The organism is Microbulbifer sp. ARAS458-1 (assembly GCF_045348205.1).
Taxonomy (GTDB): domain Bacteria; phylum Pseudomonadota; class Gammaproteobacteria; order Pseudomonadales; family Cellvibrionaceae; genus Microbulbifer.
The window spans coordinates 1,369,947-1,389,331 of record NZ_CP155838.1 but is presented as its reverse complement, the minus strand read 5'-3'; the positions used below and the strand labels follow the sequence as shown (position 1 = coordinate 1,389,331).

Genomic DNA, 19,385 nt, shown 5'->3' with positions numbered 1-19,385 from the left:
AATTTGTCATATAGCGCCTGTAACCTTGCCTTCGAAATCGCGAACCATCTCCGATAATGCAGGTACGGCAGACGCTTCTGACCGATTACCCGGGCCTGCCGGGGAAGAGAACTGAATGGTGAATAATTTATGACAAGCCACAAAGAAGAAGTCATTTCCAAGGAGCAGCCCGCCAGCCTGACGCGTCGCACCCTGTTCAAGGCCCTTGGCGCCGCCACCGCGGCCACCACCGGCGCATCTCTGCTTCCCGGTTGCGGCACAGAAACCAATAACCGAGGCAGTGAAAACCTCAGTTTCAAAGAGATCCCTCACGCACTGGATTTCAAACATCACCTGCCGGAGGGCTACAGCGCCGATCTGCTGCTGCGCTGGGGCGATCCATTGGACGCGTTTGCAGAAGCTTTCACCCCGGACAAGCTCGACGCGAGAGAACAGTCGCGCCGTTTCGGATACAACAATGATTTCATCGCGTTTATGCCTCTGGCCGCGGACGCCGCACCCGGCGAAGGCGACAAGCACAGCCTGAGCAGCAACAGCGAGCGCGGCCTGCTGTGTGTCAACCACGAGTACACCCAGCCGCACCTGATGTTTGCTGGCTATACGGAAGACAGTTCGGTCCGAGGCACCAGTGATGCGCACATCGCCATCGAACAACAGGCCTGTGGACACAGCGTGGTCGAGATCGAGCTGACCGCGCAGGGCTGGCAGCCGGTACTGGGCAGCCCCTACAACCGACGCATTACCCTGACCACTGCGATGGATATCGTCGGTGCCGCCGCCGGCGATAAGCGCCTGCAAACCAGTGAAGACCCCAGCGGCACTCAGGTGTACGGCACTGTGGGTAACTGCGCTGGCGGAAAAACACCCTGGGGGACGGTGCTGATTGCCGAAGAAGGCTTTGGCGGCGCCTTTCAGGGCGACCCCGACAATGTGGCGGATGAGGTAGAAGCGCGTAATCACCACGGGTTCGGTATCGAGGAAGGTAACCGCAATTGGGGTGACTACGATCGCCGCTTTGATATCACAATGGAACCCAACGAGCCCAATCGCTTCGGCTGGATGGTGGAATACGACCCCTATGATCCGGAGTCCAAGCCCCGCAAGCTGACCGGTCTCGGTCGTTTTGAACACGAAGGCTTTACCGTGGTAAGCAAGCCCGGCGAGCCCATCGTGGCTTACGGCGGCGATGACGACGAACACCAGTTTGTGTACCGCTTCGTCTCCAGCGATGTTTACCGCCCTGGGGAAAACACCCACAACCGTAAACTGCTGACCGACGGCACGCTGTACGCTGGCCAGTTCAAGGAAGGTGGCGTCGGTACCTGGCTGCCGCTGGTTTTTGGGCAGGGCCCACTCACCCCGGAGAATGGCTTCCGCAATCAGGCGGATGTACTGATCGACTGCCGCCGCGCTGCCAGGCTGATGGGGGCCACCCCCATGGACCGCCCGGAAGATGTCGAAACCAACCCGGTGAATGACTGCACCTATGTCATGCTCACCAAAAACAAAAAGCGTAAGCCCGGAGATGAAAATCCGGCCAACCCGCGCGCGCGCAATACCGCCGGCCACGTGCTGGAAATCGTGCCGCCCGGGCGCAGCGGGTTGCGCGACCACGCCAGTGATACCTTTCAGTGGAACACCTTTCTACTGGGCGGTAACCCCAATGCGGAACACCCGGCAGAACGCGGCGCCTATGGTCAACAGCAAGCGGGCAATATCTCCGCCCATGGCTGGTTTGCCAACCCGGACAATGTCGCCTTTGATCAACGGGGAAACATGTGGATCGCGACAGACGGCTGCGAAGATTTCGGTTTTCACGATGGCCTCTGGGCCATGGCAACGGAAGGTGAGCTGCGCGCAGCGCCGAAGCACTTTTTCGGTTGCCCGGTAGGCGGTGAAATCTGCGGCCCCGAATTCACTCCAGACGGAAAAACCCTGTTCGTCGCGGTACAACACCCAGCGGATGCGGACAATTCCACCTTCGACAACCCCCTGCACCGCTGGCCGGACAACGATCCCAAACTGCCGCCGCGTCCATCGGTGCTTGCGATCCGCCGCAACGACGGGGGCAGCGTCGGCAGCTGACCGTCCATGCGCAGTCAGCTCACGGGCAGCGACCGCTGTGGTGCATTATTGCGGCTGGGGTAGCGGCCCGCTGGCGCCGCGGGAATCGAAATACTCGAGAAGTTTCCTGCGGCCACTTTCCGGGAAGGGGATGTAGCCCATCTCCTCCACGACTTCCTGGCCCTCACCCAGGCCGTAGTGAACCATCGCACTCATTACCGGGTACACATCCGGGTTGCGGTAGGATTTGCGCATAATCAGCCAGGAGAAGCTGATGATCGGATACCCGTTTACCCCTTCGGGGTCGGCAATGTTCTGCCTGGTAAGCCGCCCTTCGAAACTGACCAGTGCGGACTGGAAGCTCGCCGGCCCAGGCGCGACCATATTGCCAGCGCGATTTTCCAGCAATGCCATAGGGAGTTTGGAATTTTCCGCATAGGCGTACTGCACGTAGCCGATCGCACCGGGCACCGAACCCACCATTCTGGCGATACCGGCATTGCCTCGCGCGCGTATCAGGCTTCCGCTTTCTTTCAGCTCAGATGGCCACTGCGGATCTTTCGACGCGCCAATTCTTTCAGCAAAAGACTTACTATACGCCTCGATGTGCCTGCTCATATGCAGCGTCGTGCCACTGGCTTCGGCGCGTGCCACAAGCGTTATTTTCTGGTCCGGCAGGTCTGCTTCAGGGTTATTTTTTTGCACCTGTGGATCATTCCAGCGGCGAATCTCGCCAAGCAGTATTTTTGCCAGCACATCGCGGGAGAGCTTCAGCTCCGCCACTCCCTCCAGATTGTAGATAAATACAATTGCGCCGGCGGCCATGGGTAGCTGCAGCACACCGCCATCCACCCGCGCTGTGCTCGCATCTTCCAGCGGATAATCGGAGCCGGCGAAATCTACCCGACCCTGGAGGAAATTGGTGATACCAGCCGCGCTACCCACGCTCTGATAATCCACCTGATATTTCTGGTCTCTGCTGTAGAGTTCCTTGAACCAGCGCTCGTAAAGTGGCGCAGGAAAGCTTGCTCCGGCACCTACAACGCGGGCACGCCCATCCATATCGTCATCGTGCCTTCCCTGCGAGATATCCTTGAACAGCGAAATACCCGCCGCGATCAATACAGCGAGAAAAGCCATCAGTAATATCAGACGCAACGTACGATTGGGAGCCACCTTTCCACGCTCGTTCATCCGGGTACCATTTATATTTCTCTTTCGTCAGCACTCTGTATAGCAAAGGCCTGAGCCTGGACAGGCAAATCCAATCCGTATCACCAGCAAAATCAAATGCCCGCAATAAATCGGTCATACCGCGGTAACAATTGACGGTTAAATTGGCATCCCTGTACAAGTTCACAAACTTGCAACAATCTTTGTGCACCTTGCACGCTGGTTTAACTAGTATCTACGGGTGTGCGCTCTATTCCGTCTCATGTCGCACGAATCCACCTGACGTAGCTCTGTTCACGGATGCTATCCACATTCACCAAAAGGCCTAGCATGATGTTCACGCTATCATTCCTGAAACGCTTCAATCGCGCGCTGTGCGCTGGCACCGGAATACTTCTTACCGCGACGATGATTACTGCCTGCTCCGGTGGTTCCTCCGATGGTAAAAGCAGCTCGGATTCCACGGGTGGGGATAAATCTTCCAGTGGCGGTAATGTGCAACTCAACGGTTCCGGTGCCAGTTTCCCCTTCCCCATTTACTCCAAGTGGTTCAAGGACTTCTCGCGCAAAGAAGGTGGGATTCGCGTGGATTACCAGGCCAAGGGAAGTGGAGCGGGCATTCAGGACTTCATTAACGGCGTGGTGGATTTCGCCGCATCCGATGCCGCAATGAAAGAAGATGAAATAGCCAAGGTACAGAAGGGCGCGGTGCTACTGCCGATGACCGCGGGCGAAGTGGTACTGGCTTACAATCTTCAGGGTGTCAGTGAACTGAAACTGCCCCGGGATGTGTATCCGGATATATTCCTCGGCAAAATCGACCGCTGGAATGACCCGAAGATCGCTGCGGCCAACCCCGGCGTCGAACTTCCCGATACGAAGATCACCGTAGTTACCCGCTCGGACTCTTCCGGTACCTCCTACGTATTTACCGGTCACCTGAGTGCCGTCAATGCTGATTTCAAATCCGCCGTAGGACAGGCCAAGGCGCCCAACTGGCCGAACAGTGCCAACTTCGTCAAAGCACCGAAGAATGATGGTATTGCGGCGCAAATAAAACAGACCCCTGGAGCCATCGGCTATGTCGAGTATGGCTTTGCCAAGTTAACCGGCCTGCCGGTAGCCCAGTTGCAGAACAAGGCCGGTGCGTTCGTATCCCCTGGGCCGGAAGCTGGCGTCGCCGCATTGGCCAGCGCCAAATTCCCACAGGCTACGCTCCCGGGTACCGAGATTCCAAACCTGATTGTCTGGGTAAACGATCCCGAAGGTGCAAATGCGTACCCCATCGCCAGCTTTACCTGGTTACTGGTTTACGCCGATCAGGACGACGAGAAAGCCGCGGCGATGCAAAAACTGGTGGAATATATGCTGAGTGATGAGGCTCAGGACCAGGCCGATAGCCTCGGCTACATTCCGCTGCCGCAAAATGTACGCGCGAAAGTGCGCGAAGCCGCAAAGCACATCCAGTAATAGTGGCTACATAAACATCTGCCACAATGAGAAACAGCTAATGCCCCGTTCCGGACAGACCGGCCGGGGCATTCTATTTATTGAACCATTTAATATTCAGAGCTCCAGAATCCGGCATGTCCAGAGCGCTATTCAAAGAAAAAATCGGCAAGGGCATTACTCGCCCCCCGGGCAATAGTGAAATATACGGAGATGTGGGCTTTCGCTTTTTCTCCATTGCCTGCGCCTGGTCCATTATTCTACTGATCCTGTTTATCCTGTGGATGATCGGCAAACAGGCTATCCCCGCCATGGAAAAATATGGCTTCGGATTTCTTACCGGCACCACCTGGGATGTGAATAAACAGCAGTTTGCCGTCCTACCCGAAGTCTGGGGCACCCTGTACAGCTCCATCCTGGCATTGATCTGGGGCGGTATCCTCGGCGTGACCATTGCCATTTTTCTTACCCAGGATTTCATTCACGCCAAGATTGCCAGTGTCTTTCGCCTGACGGTGGAATTACTCGCGGCCATTCCCTCGGTGGTATACGGTCTATGGGGTATCTATGTGCTGATTCCCCTACTGCGCCCGGTGGCGCACTGGCTGCACGAACACTTTGGCTGGTTCCCGTTTTTCAGTACGGAACTGAGTGGCCCCGGTATGGCGCCGGCGGCACTGGTTCTGGCGGTGATGATTCTGCCTACCGTCGCCGCCATCTCTGTGGATGCGTTCCGCCAGATCCCGGCAAAAGTCAAAGAAGCGACTTACGGTATGGGCACTACCCGTGCAGAAGCGATCTTCAAGGTACTGCTGCCTACCGCGTCATCCGGGTTACTCGCTGCACTGGTGCTTGGCTTTGGCCGCGCTCTCGGCGAAACCATGGCCCTGGCCATGCTGATCGGCAACAGTAACCAGATCAGCCTGTCGTGGTTTTCTCCTGCCAACACCCTGGCATCGCTGATGGCTTCCAGTTTCCCCGAAGCGGGCGGCGTGGAAGTACAGGCACTGATGTACGCGGCGCTGGTGCTGCTGCTGATCACTTTCCTGGTCAACCTCGGAGGCCTGTATATCCAGCAGCTCACCATGCGTAAATTCGAGGGCAGCAAGTGAAGGACCTGAAGACGCCCAAACAGCTGCGCAAGGAAGGCTGGAAAGGCCTCAATCTCAAGCGCGAACCCTTCGAGAGCCGCTCCCTCGGCAACAGCGTGTTCAGCGGTATGGTGTGGCTGCTGGCCCTGATCGCTGCCATTCCGCTGCTGTCCATTATCTATATGCTGCTGAAACACGGCGGTGCGCGACTGTTCAGTGAGCTCCTACCGGTGCTTACCGAGTTGCCTCCGGCGGGGTTCGAAATGGGCGGCGGAATCGGCCCCGCAATTATCGGCACTCTGGTCATGGTAGCTATCGCCAGTACCATCGCGGTTCCCATGGGTATACTCACCGCCATCTCGATCAAAATACTGGGCAAAGAAAGCAAGCTTGCCCGTGGGGCCCACTTTACCGCCAAGGTACTCACCGGGTTCCCGTCGATACTTTCCGGTGTGTTTGTGTATGCGGTACTGGTCATCAAATTTGGCTACTCGGCACTGGCCGGTGGTGTCGCACTTGCGGTGCTGATGCTGCCCACCATTATCATCGCCGCCGAAGAAGCCCTCGGCCAGGTCCCCAAACGCATGACCGACGCCGCCTATGGTATGGGCTGCACCCCCACACAGGTGATGTGGAAAATTACCCTGCCCACGGCGCTGCCCGGCATCATGACCGGCGTCATGCTGGCAGTGGCCGGCGCAGCCGGCGAGTCAGCGCCGCTACTGTTTACCGCCCTGTTCAGCAACTATTACCTTTCCCATATGAATGAACCCACCGCCTCACTGTCGGTGCTGATCTACAACTTTTCGGGAATGCCCTTTGACAACCAGATCGAGCTGGCGTGGACCGCGTCACTGGTGCTGGTAATTATCGTATTGATCTTCAATTTGTTTGCCCGCGCAATCAGCCGCAAGAAAAACTGAGCACGGAAATGAGCCTACCTCGCAGTCAAGCCGCCGACACGGCGCCCTCGGAAACCGTTATCGATTGCCAGATCGACAAAATTCACTACGGTGACTTTCTCGCCGTGCGGGACAGCAAAATCCCCATTGAGCAAAAAAAGATTACCGGCTTTATCGGACCCTCTGGCTGCGGCAAAAGCACGGTGTTGCGCTGCCTGAACCGGATGAACGACCTGATTCAGACATTCCGCTTTGAAGGCCAGGTGCGCTATCACGGTCAGGATATCTATGCCAAGGATGTAGATCCGGTGGTGGTACGTCGCTATATCGGCATGGTGTTTCAGCAGCCGAACCCTTTCTCCATGAGTATTTACGAGAATGTGGCCTTCGGTCTCAAGCTGAACAAGTTCAAGGGGGACATGGACAAGAAGGTCGAGAAGGCACTGAAGCGCGCGGCCCTGTGGGATGAGGTGAAGGACAAACTGAAGGCCAGCGGTCTATCGCTGTCCGGTGGACAGCAACAGCGCCTGTGCATTGCCCGCGCCATTGCCTCGGAGCCGGAGGTGCTACTGATGGACGAGCCCTGCTCTGCTCTTGACCCCATCGCCACTCGCCAGATCGAAGAGCTGATGCTCGAACTGAAAAATCGCTACACCGTCGCCATCGTGACCCACAATATGCAGCAGGCCATGCGCGTGGCGGACAACACGGCATTCTTCTCTGTGGATATCTCCCAGGGCGGGCGCACCGGTTATCTGGTCGAGATGGGTAATACCGAGCAGGTATTTGAGAACCCGCAGCAGACCCTGACCAAGGAATATATCTCCGGCGAATTCAGCTGACGTGTGATTAGCGGAAGCTTTTCACCCACCGCACCACGGCCTGGCGTCGCCAGGCCATCAGCGCCAGTGCCACCGCCGCGTAGATGGCCGGCTCGATCCAGCCACTTTTTACCGACCACCAGAAATGCCAGCAGGCCAGAACCACCACAAGGTAGAGCAGGCCGTGCAGCTTCTTCCAGTTGCGCCCCATTTTTTTGAGCAGCGTGGGAACGGAGGTTACCGCCAGTGCCAGCAGAATCAGCCAGGCAAAAAAGCCCAGCAAAATATAGCTGCGCTTGATCAGCTCCGCACCGATCAGTGACCAGTCGAGACCAAGATCCAGTGCCAGCCAGGCGGTAAAGTGCAGGGTGGCCCAGGCAAAACACCAGAGCCCGAGAGGGCGGCGCAATCGATTCAGCTGGCCGAAGTGCAGCGTTTTTGCCAGTGGTGAAACCAGCAGGGTAAGCAGCAGCAGGCGAATGGTGCCCATACCCAGGTAGTGAATCAGCTCCTTGACCGGATCGCCGCCGAGTCGTCCCTGGTTGATGGCGACAAACAGCCACAGCAGCGGCAGCAAAGCGCCGATATGCACAGCGACCTGCAGGCCGGAGACAACGGGCTTTTTCCACTGCCCCGTCACTAGTAAAACTTCCTCAAATCCATATTGCTGTACAGGGATGCGACCTCTTCTGCGTAACCATTAAACGGCAGGGTCGGCTGTCGCTTCACCGCGAATAGACCGCCCGGGCCAATAAACCGCTCGCTGGCCTGGGACCAGCGCGGGTGATCCACCTTGGGATTCACATTGGCATAGAAACCATACTCCTGCGGCGCCAGCCTGTTCCAACTGGTGGGCGGCATCTGTTCAAGCAGTCTGATTTTGACGATGGACTTGATACCCTTGAAGCCGTATTTCCACGGAACCACAAGACGAATGGGGGCGCCGTTCTGGGGCGGCAGGGCTTTTCCATAAAGCCCCACCGAAAGAATAGTGAGCGGGTGCATGGCCTCATCAATCCGCAAGCCCTCCACATAGGGATAGTCCACGCCACCGCCGATGTAGCGATTGCGCTGCCCGGGCATTTGTTGCGGGTCGTACAGTGTTTCGAAGGCGACATACCTGGCGCGGCTTGTCGGCGCAAAACGCTTGAGGAACTTGCCAAGCTCAAAGCCCACCCAGGGAATGTTCATGGACCAGGCCTCCACGCAGCGCATGCGGTAAATGCGCTCTTCCAGGCCAATCTCCCCCATCAGCTTCCACACATCTACGGTGCCGGGCTTTTCCACTTCCCCTTCCACGGTAAGCGTCCAGGGTTCGGTTTTCAGCCCCTGACTGTTTTCCGCAGGATCGGTTTTGCCGGTCCCGAACTCGTAGAAGTTGTTGTGGCTGATGACCTTGGCCTGCGGGGTGAGGACCAGGTCCGGGGCGGGTTTCTGCGGCGTGAAGGCGAGCGGCTTGCGGGGGGCGGCCTTGTCCGGCTCGCCACCAAACAGGTCCAGTGCGCGGGCGTTACCGGCGAGCAGCAGGCTGCCGATGCCGGCGCCAAGCCCCGAAATCACACGGCGCCGGGAAACATAAGCGGATTCAGGAGTGACCTGCTGTTCAGACAGCTGATGGCGAGGGGGTGATTTGATCAGCACTGTGGTTCTCCTGAGATCTGACACGTCTGGGTGTTTGTCGTCATCGCAGGCCGGTTCTTACACTGTGCCGCGAGATTTTCACCCCTCGCGGGGTAAGCAATCAGGCTTCCGCCTCCGATGCCAGACGTTGGACCGCAAAATTGCCCATATTGCTCGCGAGCTCCCGCTCGCCAATAAATACTGCGGTAGCCCCCTCCTTGCGCAACAGCGGCTCTACCTCTTCGTTTTCCGCACACACCAGGATACTGATCTCCGGTCGCAACAACTTCGCCGTCGCCATCATCTTCTGGGTGCGCACCGTATCCGGTAGCGTAATGATCAGCATCCGTGCGCGCGCCACATGTGCCTGAATCAGAACCTCCTCATCCGCCGCGTCACCGCAGACCGCCGGGATCCCCTGCGCGCGCAGTTGTTCAACCCGCTCACGCTGGATATCCGCCACGACCACAGACATCCCGGTGTTGCGCAATTGCGTCCCGATATGACTGCCAAGTCCGCCATACCCCACTATCAGTGCGTGCCCGGTAAGGGAGCGAAGATCCGTGGTCATCGGCAACTCTGCCAGCGGATCGTCGGTGCGCTCCATAAACCGCGCGAGCCGGGAGCGGCTGCGTATCCAGCGCTGGGCGGGCTCAATCAGATTGAACAACAATGGATTGAGTGCAATTGAGATCAGCGCGCCGGCAACGATCAGGTTCTGTCCCTGGTCCGGCAGCAGGCCCAGAGAGGCGCCGAGGGCCGCGAGAATAAAAGAAAACTCACCGATCTGTGCCAGGCTCGCGGAAACGGTAAACGCCGTATTCAGCGGGTAGCGGAACAGCAGTACCAGCACGAAGGCCGCGAGGGTCTTACCGAAAACAATGATCGCCACCACGGTGAGCACCCGCAGAGGCTCCTCGACCAGCATGGCCGGGTCGAACAGCATTCCCACCGATACAAAGAACAGCACCGCAAAGGCATCGCGCAGGGGCAGCGACTCTTCCGCCGCGCGATGGCTGAGAGCGGACTCCCGCAATACCATGCCGGCAAAAAATGCACCCAGTGCAAAAGACACACCAAAGATAATCGAGGAGAAATAGGCGATCCCCATGGCAATGGCAATCACCCCAAGGGTAAACAGTTCACGGGAACCGGTGCGTGCCACCTGCCACAGCAACCAAGGGAAAAACCGCTTGCCACCGAGCAACATCAGCGCAATGAATATCGCCACCTTGCCCAGGGTCAGGGCAACGGTAACCAGCAGAGTTGCTTCGCTACCAGTCCCGGCGTGCGCGCCGGCGTCCTGAGCATCCACCGCCCCCCCGAGCCAGCCCGCCAGTGCCGGCAGCAGAACCAGGGCAAACACCATGACCAGGTCTTCTACGATCAACCAGCCCACCGCAATGCGTCCGTTCTGGCTATCGAGAAGGCCTCTCGATTCCAGCCCCCGCAACAGCACCACGGTACTCGCCACCGATAACGCCAGGCCAAATACCACGCTGGCCCCAATACTCCACCCCCACCACTGTGCGACAGCGGCACCGAGGGCGGTCGCCACCAAAATCTGAGCGACGGCGCCGAAGATGGCAATGCGGCGCACCGCCATCAGATCCTTGAGTGAAAAATGCAGGCCCACTCCGAACATCAGCAGAATGACACCAATTTCCGCCAGCTGCTGCGACAGTGTTACGTCCGCCACAAACCCCGGGGTCGCCGGGCCAATCAGGATACCGGCGATCATGTAGCCAAGCAGGGCTGGCATGCGCAGGCGTACGGCGATAAACCCAAGTACCAGGGCCAGGCCCAAGGCGACAGAAATGGTTGTGATCAGTGCAATATCGTGGTGCAAACCCCCTCCTGAGAACTCATTTTTTACGGGCACCACAAAGTGCACCGTCCGTTGTTCGGCGTTTTAGAATTGTGCGGCAGTTCAGCTGCCAAGGAAAATCAGGTCATAAAGAACTGTTGCAGCCCAACCAACACATTGGTTGTGGCGACAGAGGCGAGAATCAACCCCATTACGCGACTGACAATACTGGCTCCGGAGTCGCCGATCCAGCGATAGATCCAGTTTGCCGCCAACAGCAATACCAGGACGATACCCAAGACCGCAAGCATGGCGGTGGCGGATTTTACCTGGTGGATGGGGTCAAAACGGTGATTGTCCGTCAGCACTACCGCAGCCAGCATGGCCCCAGGTGAGGCAATGGAGGGCACGGCAAGGGGGAAAATAGCGGTTTCACGACCATCGCGAATGATCTCCACCTCACTTTCCGGCTTGCCCTCCCCGAAGATCATGGTCAGGGCGAAGAGGAACAGTACGATGCCGCCCGCCACCTGGAATGCGGACAGGGGCACCCCAACGGTTTCCAGCAGATACTGCCCGACCAACAGGAAAAACGTCAGGATACCCGTAGCCACGCCAACCGCCAGCAATGCGATTTTGCGCCGCTGCCACTCAGAATGGCGGGAAGTTACCGCGATAAACACCGGCAGTGTGCCCACCGGGTCAATGACGGCAAAGAAAAAGACAAAGCTGCTGATCCAATCGTTCAAGTGGTTGCCTGTTAGCCCGTGCTAGTATCGAAGAAATAGAGGACATGATTCCATAAGAGTCTAGTGCATGACAAACCATTCCCCGACAGCGCGCAGAATCGCCAAAACCATCCTCAATGGATTCGATGCGTATTTTGCGGATTTTCAGAACATGACACTAGGGGCAAAAGCGCGCTTTGAGACCGCTGCATGGCCTGCGGTGCACGAGACCAACAAGGAACGCATCGATCTCTACAAGATCAAGGTCAATCAGGTGCTGAAACTGGTGCACTCGGTGACCAGCAAGGACACCACCCAGCTGGAGCTCTGGGGGCAGGCCAAGTCTACCTACAGCCAGCTGATTGCCAATCACAACAACTACGAGATTGCTGAGACGTTTTTCAATTCAGTGTTCTGCAGCCAGTTCCAGCACGCGCACATTCACGACAACCACATCTTCGTAAAACCCTCCCGCGCCCCGGACGAGAAACCGCTGCGGGACTACTCCATTTATATCAGCTACAGCGGACGCGACGGGTTGCAGGCGATGATTGAAGATATCCTCGCCGACTACAGCTTCTCGATTCCCTGGGAAGACATGGCGCGGGATGTGGATAACATCTGCGAGGCCCTGCGCGCCGGCCCACTCGCCGGTAAACTGGAGGATGAGGAAGACGAGCAGCGGCTGCGGGTGGATATGCTGGAGTCGGTGTTCTACCGCAACAAGGCGGCCTACCTGGTGGGCCGCCTGATGTTTGCCGGCGAGGTTATCCCACTGATTCTGCCCTGTCTCAATAACGGCCGCGGCAATGTTTTTGTGGATACCCTGATCCACGACAACGACTCCACCAGTATCATTTTCAGTTTCACCCGCTCCTATTTTATGGTGGACGCGCCCATTCCCTCGCGGTTTGTGCGCTTTCTGTCCACCATCATGCCGCTCAAGGAAAAGTCCGAACTGTATAACTCCATCGGTTTCCACAAGCACGGAAAGACCGAGTTCTACCGCCATATCCTCGCGCATATGAAGGTGAGCAACGACAAGTTCGTAATCGCCCCAGGGATCAAGGGCATGGTGATGAGTGTATTTACCCTGCCGTCCTATCCAGTGGTGTTCAAGGTCATCAAGGACAAGTTTGATAACCCCAAGACAGTCACCGAGGAAATCGTCAAGGAAAAGTACAAGTTTGTATCCCGCGCCGATCGGGTGGGGCGCATGGCGGACACCCAGGAGTACACCAACTTCATCTTTTACCGCAACCGGTTCAGCGATGCGCTGCTGGACGAGCTGCAGACGCTGGCGCCATCCAAGCTGCATGTGGATGAAAAATGGGTGATCATCAAGCACCTGTATGTGGAGCGGCGCATGGAGCCCCTCAACCTGTACCTCGACCAGGCGGACGAACAGCAGACCATTGAGGCCATGGAAGAATACGGGAATGCGATCAAGCAATTGGCGGCGGCCAATATTTTCCCCGGAGATATGTTACTGAAAAACTTCGGCGTGACCCGTCACGGTCGCGTGGTGTTTTACGATTACGACGAACTCTGCCCGCTCACCGAGTGCAACTTCCGCAAGATTCCCGAGCCCCAGACCAGTGAGCAGGAGCTGGCTGACAGGCCCTGGTACACCGTGGACGAAGCCGATGTATTTCCGGAAGAATTCCGGCTGTTTTTTTCCGGCAACCCGGTGGCGCGCAAGGCGTTCGAAGACCAGCACAGCGATCTCTATGATTACCGCTACTGGCAAAAACTGCAGGAACGTATCCGCGCCGGGCGGGTGGAAAGTACCTTCCCCTACCGCCGCAAGGTACGCTTCAAACGCAACAAAACATCGCGCCAATGACGCCCGCCCATCAACCGGCAGGGTACGCGCCTGGACCGCGGCCAACTGCGGCTATAGTTAAGAGAACGGATTGATACCGAGGAGGTAGGACGTGCGGTATATCGGTGGTAGCACCCTGTGCACTGGCCTGGCGCTGTGGAGCCTGACAATGAGTGGCTGTGGATATCTCCCCAGTGAAATGGCACCGAAACCCAAAGCCACCGAGTCAAAAGCCCCCGAGGCTGCTGCGGGAGTGAATCTTCACGCCGCCAGTTGCGATACCCGCGCCAAGGGTTACGAAGTGGTCACCTTTGGCGATCTCTACGAAATCACCGGCGACACCAGGGACCCCTTTCGGCCCGCCGCAAATATTCCCGCCAAGTACGACGTGCGCGCCTTCGTGTGGGGGTACGATAACTGTATGGCGAAAGGTAACTGCGCCCACGGCGACCACTACTGGCTGATTGGCCGCGGTCCCGAAGGCGACTTTTCCACATGGGTTGTCACCCCCCAGTTTCCTCGTATCACCATCGAATCCCGGTGCAAGGCGCACCTTAAAGTGGGTGAACGCTATCGCTTTTCCTTTGATAACGGGAAACTGGTCGGCTTCAGCAAAAATTGAGCGCCCGGCCTCCCAGAGGGTTAAACCTCGCGTTTTTTAAGATACCGGTAAATCGCATCCTGTGACCGCACGTTGCGTTTGCTCTTGCGATTGGCGATACGGCTGTTGGTCTGCTCCGCATCCAGTATGCGCGCTTTCTGGTTGTCCTGCCATTGCAATTCCAGAATGTCCATTACTGTATCGCGATGCTCCTGCGCCAACAGCGGGAAAGTCACCTCTACCCGGTGGTCGAGGTTGCGCGTCATCAGATCCGCCGAAGAAAGGTACACCTGCTGATCACCTCCGTTGTGGAAGGCGTACACGCGCGCGTGCTCGAGAAACTTATCCACAAGACTGATTACCTTGATATTGTCGGACAGCCCCTTCTCCTGACACTGCAGCGCGCACATGCTGCGCACAATGATCCGCACCCGCACCCCAGCGACACTTGCCCGGTACAGATATTCGATGACTTCACGGTCCACCAGGTTGTTGCACTTGATGAACACTTCCGCAGGCTGCCCCGCCGCAGCTGCCGCGATTTCTCTGTCGATGGCCGCCAGGATGTTGGGCCGATTACTATGGGGCGAGCTCCAGATGTGGTTGTAATCCGGCTGCAGGTGGGGCTGCTTGATAAAGTCGAATACCCGGTAGGCATCCTGTCCGAGCCTGGTGTCGCTGGTAAGCAGGCTGAAGTCACAATAAAAGCGTGCGGTGCTCTCGTTAAAATTTCCGGTGCCGAAATGGCTGTAATAACGGTCGCGTCCACTCTCTTCACGCACGATGGATATCAGCTTGCAGTGCACCTTCAATCCTGGCACGCCGTAGATCACCTCTACGCCGGCATCGCTCAGCTCATTGGACCAGTGAATATTTGCCTGCTCGTCAAAGCGCGCCTGTAACTCCACCACAGCGGTAACCTGTTTCTGGTTCCGTACCGCATTGACCAGCGCCGCCACCACCCGGGAGTTTTTTGCTACCCGATACAGGTTGATACGGATTTCCCGCACCTTGGGGTCAATGGCAGCAGAGGCCAGCAGCTTCGTGATCACCCTAAAATCGTGGTACGGGTAGTAGCAAAGCCGGTCCTTTTCATCGAGCCAATCAAAGATATTGGCGCTGTCCGGCAAGGTGGGCAACGGCTTGATGGCGCGGTAGGTGTGCTGTCGGCTGTCCGCGGGGAAGCTCATAAAATCCTTGGAATTATGGTAGCGTCCTCCGGGGGTATAGCTGTCGTAGCGCCCCATCTTGAGCTTTTTCTTGATCAACTGCAGCAGCGCTTCCGGCATAGTGGAGTCGTACACCAGACGTACCGGCTCTGCCTGTTTACGCTTCTTGAGTGACTTTGCCACCCGGTCAACAATATTCTGTGTAACATGCTCGCCGAGCTCCAGCTCTGCATCGCGACTGATTTTAAAGGTGAACGCGGCCGCCCTGTCGATGGGCAGCACATAGCGAAATACATCCACCAGACAGGCGCGAATCACATTGTCGAGCACGATATAGACTTTTTCGTGCTTTTTTTCCCGATGGGGGATGGCAATAAAACGAGGCAGGATGTCGGTAGGAATTTCCAGAGCGGCAAATCGCAGGCTGCCATCCTCGAGCTCCAGATAAATACCGAAGTAAATACTCGCTTCATTCAGCAGTGGCATGGTATCGCGATCATCGATAAAGAAGGGCTCGAGCTCCGGCAGCACTTCCCGATGGAAATATTCCTCCACATACTCCCGCTGTCCGTCGGTAAGCTGGCGCTCATTGATCAGATGAATATTGTGCTTGCCCAGATCCTTCAAAACCTTGGTATAGGCATTACCGAAGCGCGCCTGCAGGCGTAACACTTTCTCGTTGATATTGCCGAGCAGCTCCGAAAAATCCTCTTTCTTCCGACTGCCCTTGGTAAATGTGGCCAGGCGGCGCACATCCGCTACGCGAACCCGGTAGAATTCATCCAGATTGTTGGAGAAGATGCCCAGAAAGCGTACCCGCTCAATCATCGGTACACTCTCGTCCTCCACCTCCTGCAGTACCCGGGCGTTGAAAGACAGCCAGCTGAGTTCTTTGGGATAGATCGGAATGTCGTTTGCCATACTCTCTACTGCTGTTTCGGTGGAGGATGTATCAGCGCTGCTGCGTGCAGCGGCATCCAAGCCTACCGGCAGCGTGTATTTATTCGGTTTCAAGTGAGTGAACTTCCATTGAAGCCATAGTTCAGTACCGCACATTTTGCTACATTTTTGTTACAGCGATTTGACAACGAAAACCATGACAACAGAGCCCACAACCGCCACGTCTCACGATGGTCCCCACGAACGCTACGCGGCCCTGGACCTAGGCTCCAACAGCTTCCACCTGCTGCTGGCAGAGTTTCGCGATCAGCGCATGGTGCGTCTGCACACCGATCGTTCCATGGTCCGCCTGGCGGAGGGCCTGGATGCCGAGCGCAATCTTGACCCGTTGGTGGCGGAGCGGGCTCTGGAAGCCCTGCGTCGCTTTGCGCCAGTTATTCAGGACCTGCCACTGGATAATGTCCGTGTAGTGGGAACCAACACCCTGCGCGCTGCCAGCACGCGCGCCGACGGTTTTCTCGAGTCCGCGGAGGCGATCCTTGGCGCACCCATCGAGATCATCTCCGGTATCGAGGAAGCGCGCCTGATTTATTCCGGCGTTATGGCTGCCGCAGAAGGGCCGACACGACTGCGCTGCGTGGTGGATATTGGCGGCGGCTCCACTGAACTGGTGCGCGGAATGGAAGCCCCGCGTCAGCTCCAGAGTATCGGTATGGGCTGTGTGGCCTTTAACCGGCGCTTTTTCGACAGCGGCAAAATCGATAACGGAAAACACAACAACTTTGTCCGCGCCAGGCGCGCCGCCCAGGCTGAACTGCAGGAATTGCAACATATGGCGGACGACGCGCTGGTGATGGGTGCATCGGGTACGGTCAAGTCGGTCGCCCGGGTACTCAACGATGGCGAGTTACTGCCCATCCTGCGCGAGGATATCGATGCGCTCGCAGACAAGGTCGCCCGGTTCAAGACCGTTGACGCGATCGAGCTGCCTCATCTCGACCCGGAGCGCCGCCCGGTGTTTGCCGCCGGCCTCGCCATCCTGCACGGCATTTTTCGCGAGCTGAATATCCAGGAAATGCACGTCTCACCCTACGCCATTCGCGAGGGAATAGTGCACGATCTCGCGGGCCGCGCATCCGGCGGTGACCGCCGCGCGGATACCATCGCCAATCTGATAGAACGCGGTGAAATCGACCGTGAGCAGGCAAGGCGCGTTGCCCATACCGCGTTGCAATTTTTTGGCCAGCTCAACCCACACGCATTACTCAGCCAGCGTCGCCTGCTGCAGTGGGCCGCAGATCTGCACGAGATCGGACTGTCGCTGTCCCACAGTAGCTTCCGCAAACTGGGTGCCTACATGATTGAGCACGCGGACATGGCGGGCTTCAGCAGATGCGAGCAGGAAAATCTCGCCTATCTGGTGCGCAACCAGCGCGGCGACATAAAATCCGTACAGGAACATTACGGGTTTCACCCCAACAACGATCTACTGCTGTGTCTGCGGCTTGCCTGTATCGTACACCGGGATCACGTGGACCGGGCCATTGATGGCCTTCACCTGTCTGCGGACGGGCCCGGCTACCGGCTGCAGGCACCAGCCGAGTGGCTATATCAGTTTCCCGCGATAGAAGACCTGTTGTACATGGAAGTCGACTGCTGGGATAGCAAAAACATCAAACTGGCCCTGAGTTCCCCGTGACGACTGGCACCCCGCTGAGCAGATTGCACCTGCACCAGCACTACGCTGACCTCGGCCCGGAATTCGGAACCCCCACGCCGCCGGCCCCGCTTCAGCAGCCCCACATCATCCACGTCAATCCGGCGGTGATGGCATTACTGGGGCTGGAAGCCACGGATATAGGCCATCCGGACTGGGCCCAGTTGACCACTGGCGCAAAACTTTTTCCCGACAGTATGCCTTTCGCGATGAAATACACCGGTCACCAGTTCGGCAGTTACAACCCCGAGCTGGGAGATGGCCGCGCCCTGCTGCTGGGGGAGGTCGAGCACCAGGGAAAACGCTGGGACCTGCATCTCAAAGGTGCAGGTAAAACCCCCTACTCCCGTTTTGGTGACGGTCGCGCCGTGCTGCGTTCCACCATCCGTGAATACCTGGCCGGGGAGGCACTGACGGCACTGGGTATCCGCAGCACCCGAGCACTCAGTATCGCTGGCAGCCGTGAAGCGGTTGCCAGGGAGAAAATGGAAGCCGGCGCGGCGCTGATTCGCGTGGCCCAGAGCCATATCCGCTTCGGGCATTTTGAATACCTTTTCTATACCCGCCAGCTGGAAGCGCAGAAAAAACTGGTGGAGTTTGTATGCGCACAATTCCTGCCACAAATCGTCGACGAACCCATACAGGCCCAAGCGGAAGCGCTGTTACGCTTTACCGTCAAACGCAGCGCCGAGCTGGTGGCGGGCTGGCAGTCCGTTGGCTTCGCCCATGGCGTGTTGAACACCGACAATATGTCGATCATCGGCGATACCTTTGACTTTGGCCCCTACGGCTTTCTCGATGACTACGAGCCCGGATTTATCTGCAACCACTCGGATCACACTGGCCGCTACGCCTTTGATGCCCAGCCCGGCGTGGTCCTGTGGAACCTCAACGCCCTGGCCCACGCCTTTTCCAGCCTGCTGGATACCGAAACCCTGAAAGACTGTCTGGGTCAGTACCAGCCGCTGCTAATCGATTTTTACGCCGCCCGCATGCGACAGAAACTCGGCCTTGCGATTGAAGACGAAGGCGACCAGCAACTGTGTGCCGACCTCCTGCAGATACTGGACGCGGGCAAGGTGGACTACACACTGTTTTTCCGGGCACTGTCCCGCTACCGTGGCGAACGGCCCGCTGCGTCGCTGGAGGCACTGGTTTCGCCCACACAGCAGAGCGCTCTGAAAAACTGGCTTTCCCACTATGATCTGCGACTGCAGAAAGAAAGCTGCTCCGCAGAAGCCCGCAGCCAGCAAATGCTGCAGACCAACCCCAAGTTCATCCTGCGCAATTACCTGGCACAACAGGTGATCGAAGCCGCCGAGAAAGGAGACTATCAGCCTCTGGCGACGCTGTTCGATTTACTGCAGTCGCCGTTCGACGAGCACCGGCACCATGAACAGTGGGCCGCGGCGCCACCAGAAGCCGGTAAACACCTGCCGATCAGCTGCTCATCATGACGCCAAAGGCCGTGTACTTTTCCGCTGTGTGGTGCGCTGTCGGGAAGAAGTACTCATCACC

Annotated in this window: 15 protein-coding genes; 9 read left to right on the top strand and 6 right to left on the bottom strand. The window is 57.5% G+C overall.

Annotated elements, in window-relative coordinates:
- Positions 1-129: 129 nt before the first annotated feature.
- Entirely contained in the window at positions 130-2,085 is a 1,956-nt protein-coding gene (locus AAFH99_RS05535; RefSeq protein WP_406828910.1) for a PhoX family protein, read from the top strand.
- Positions 2,086-2,130: 45 nt separating this feature from the next.
- On the opposite strand, the gene pstS (AAFH99_RS05530) is transcribed toward AAFH99_RS05535, so the two are convergent.
- Complete coding sequence (gene pstS, locus AAFH99_RS05530) at positions 2,131-3,258, bottom strand: phosphate ABC transporter substrate-binding protein PstS (protein ID WP_406828909.1); 1,128 nt, start codon at positions 3,256-3,258, stop codon at positions 2,131-2,133.
- Between the two features lie 309 nt (positions 3,259-3,567).
- Between pstS (AAFH99_RS05530) and pstS (AAFH99_RS05525) the strand changes: the two genes are divergently transcribed.
- The 4 genes from pstS (AAFH99_RS05525) to pstB all read left to right on the top strand — a co-directional run bounded on the left by pstS (AAFH99_RS05525) (position 3,568) and on the right by pstB (position 7,521).
- Positions 3,568-4,707, top strand: coding sequence for a phosphate ABC transporter substrate-binding protein PstS (pstS, locus tag AAFH99_RS05525; protein ID WP_406828908.1), 1,140 nt, complete (start codon positions 3,568-3,570; stop codon positions 4,705-4,707).
- Positions 4,708-4,823: 116 nt separating this feature from the next.
- Positions 4,824-5,798, top strand: coding sequence for a phosphate ABC transporter permease subunit PstC (gene pstC / locus AAFH99_RS05520; protein WP_043320765.1), 975 nt, complete (start codon positions 4,824-4,826; stop codon positions 5,796-5,798).
- Positions 5,795-6,700, top strand: coding sequence for a phosphate ABC transporter permease PstA (pstA, locus tag AAFH99_RS05515; protein ID WP_197023892.1), 906 nt, complete (start codon positions 5,795-5,797; stop codon positions 6,698-6,700). The genes pstC and pstA overlap by 4 nt, the downstream gene beginning before the upstream one ends.
- Positions 6,701-6,708: 8 nt before the next feature.
- The gene (gene pstB / locus AAFH99_RS05510; protein WP_043320764.1) at positions 6,709-7,521 is read left to right on the top strand and encodes a phosphate ABC transporter ATP-binding protein PstB; all 813 of its coding nucleotides are present in this window, start codon (positions 6,709-6,711) and stop codon (positions 7,519-7,521) included.
- 7 nt (positions 7,522-7,528) lie between these two features.
- Here the strand turns inward: pstB and msrQ are convergent, their stop codons facing one another.
- The 4 genes from msrQ to AAFH99_RS05490 all read right to left on the bottom strand — a co-directional run bounded on the left by msrQ (position 7,529) and on the right by AAFH99_RS05490 (position 11,676).
- On the bottom strand, positions 7,529-8,140 hold the full coding sequence (gene msrQ, locus AAFH99_RS05505; RefSeq protein WP_406828906.1) for a protein-methionine-sulfoxide reductase heme-binding subunit MsrQ: 612 nt from the start codon (positions 8,138-8,140) through the stop codon (positions 7,529-7,531).
- Positions 8,140-9,141: a protein-methionine-sulfoxide reductase catalytic subunit MsrP gene (msrP, locus tag AAFH99_RS05500; protein WP_406828905.1), complete on the bottom strand. Its 1,002-nt coding sequence runs from the start codon at positions 9,139-9,141 to the stop codon at positions 8,140-8,142. Before msrP ends, msrQ begins: the two co-directional genes overlap by 1 nt.
- A 100-nt stretch (positions 9,142-9,241) precedes the next feature.
- On the bottom strand, positions 9,242-10,969 hold the full coding sequence (gene ybaL, locus AAFH99_RS05495; RefSeq protein ID WP_043320761.1) for a YbaL family putative K(+) efflux transporter: 1,728 nt from the start codon (positions 10,967-10,969) through the stop codon (positions 9,242-9,244).
- A gap of 98 nt (positions 10,970-11,067) precedes the next feature.
- Complete coding sequence (locus tag AAFH99_RS05490; protein WP_043320760.1) at positions 11,068-11,676, bottom strand: MarC family protein; 609 nt, start codon at positions 11,674-11,676, stop codon at positions 11,068-11,070.
- Positions 11,677-11,743: 67 nt separating this feature from the next.
- On the opposite strand from AAFH99_RS05490, the gene aceK reads away from it, so the two are divergent.
- Together aceK and AAFH99_RS05480 are read left to right on the top strand one after the other, a co-directional pair.
- Complete coding sequence (gene aceK, locus AAFH99_RS05485; RefSeq protein WP_043320759.1) at positions 11,744-13,501, top strand: bifunctional isocitrate dehydrogenase kinase/phosphatase; 1,758 nt, start codon at positions 11,744-11,746, stop codon at positions 13,499-13,501.
- Positions 13,502-13,592: 91 nt separating this feature from the next.
- Positions 13,593-14,102: a hypothetical protein gene (locus AAFH99_RS05480; protein WP_406828904.1), complete on the top strand. Its 510-nt coding sequence runs from the start codon at positions 13,593-13,595 to the stop codon at positions 14,100-14,102.
- A 20-nt stretch (positions 14,103-14,122) separates the two neighbouring features.
- Here the strand turns inward: AAFH99_RS05480 and ppk1 are convergent, their stop codons facing one another.
- A complete protein-coding gene (ppk1, locus tag AAFH99_RS05475) occupies positions 14,123-16,171 on the bottom strand; it encodes a polyphosphate kinase 1 (RefSeq protein WP_043320963.1) in 2,049 nt (682 codons plus the stop codon).
- A gap of 175 nt (positions 16,172-16,346) precedes the next feature.
- On the opposite strand from ppk1, the gene AAFH99_RS05470 reads away from it, so the two are divergent.
- Both AAFH99_RS05470 and AAFH99_RS05465 read left to right on the top strand, forming a co-directional pair.
- Positions 16,347-17,849: a Ppx/GppA family phosphatase gene (locus AAFH99_RS05470; RefSeq protein WP_406828903.1), complete on the top strand. Its 1,503-nt coding sequence runs from the start codon at positions 16,347-16,349 to the stop codon at positions 17,847-17,849.
- Entirely contained in the window at positions 17,846-19,324 is a 1,479-nt protein-coding gene (locus tag AAFH99_RS05465; protein WP_231492096.1) for a YdiU family protein, read from the top strand. The genes AAFH99_RS05470 and AAFH99_RS05465 overlap by 4 nt, the downstream gene beginning before the upstream one ends.
- Positions 19,325-19,385: the final 61 nt, after the last annotated feature.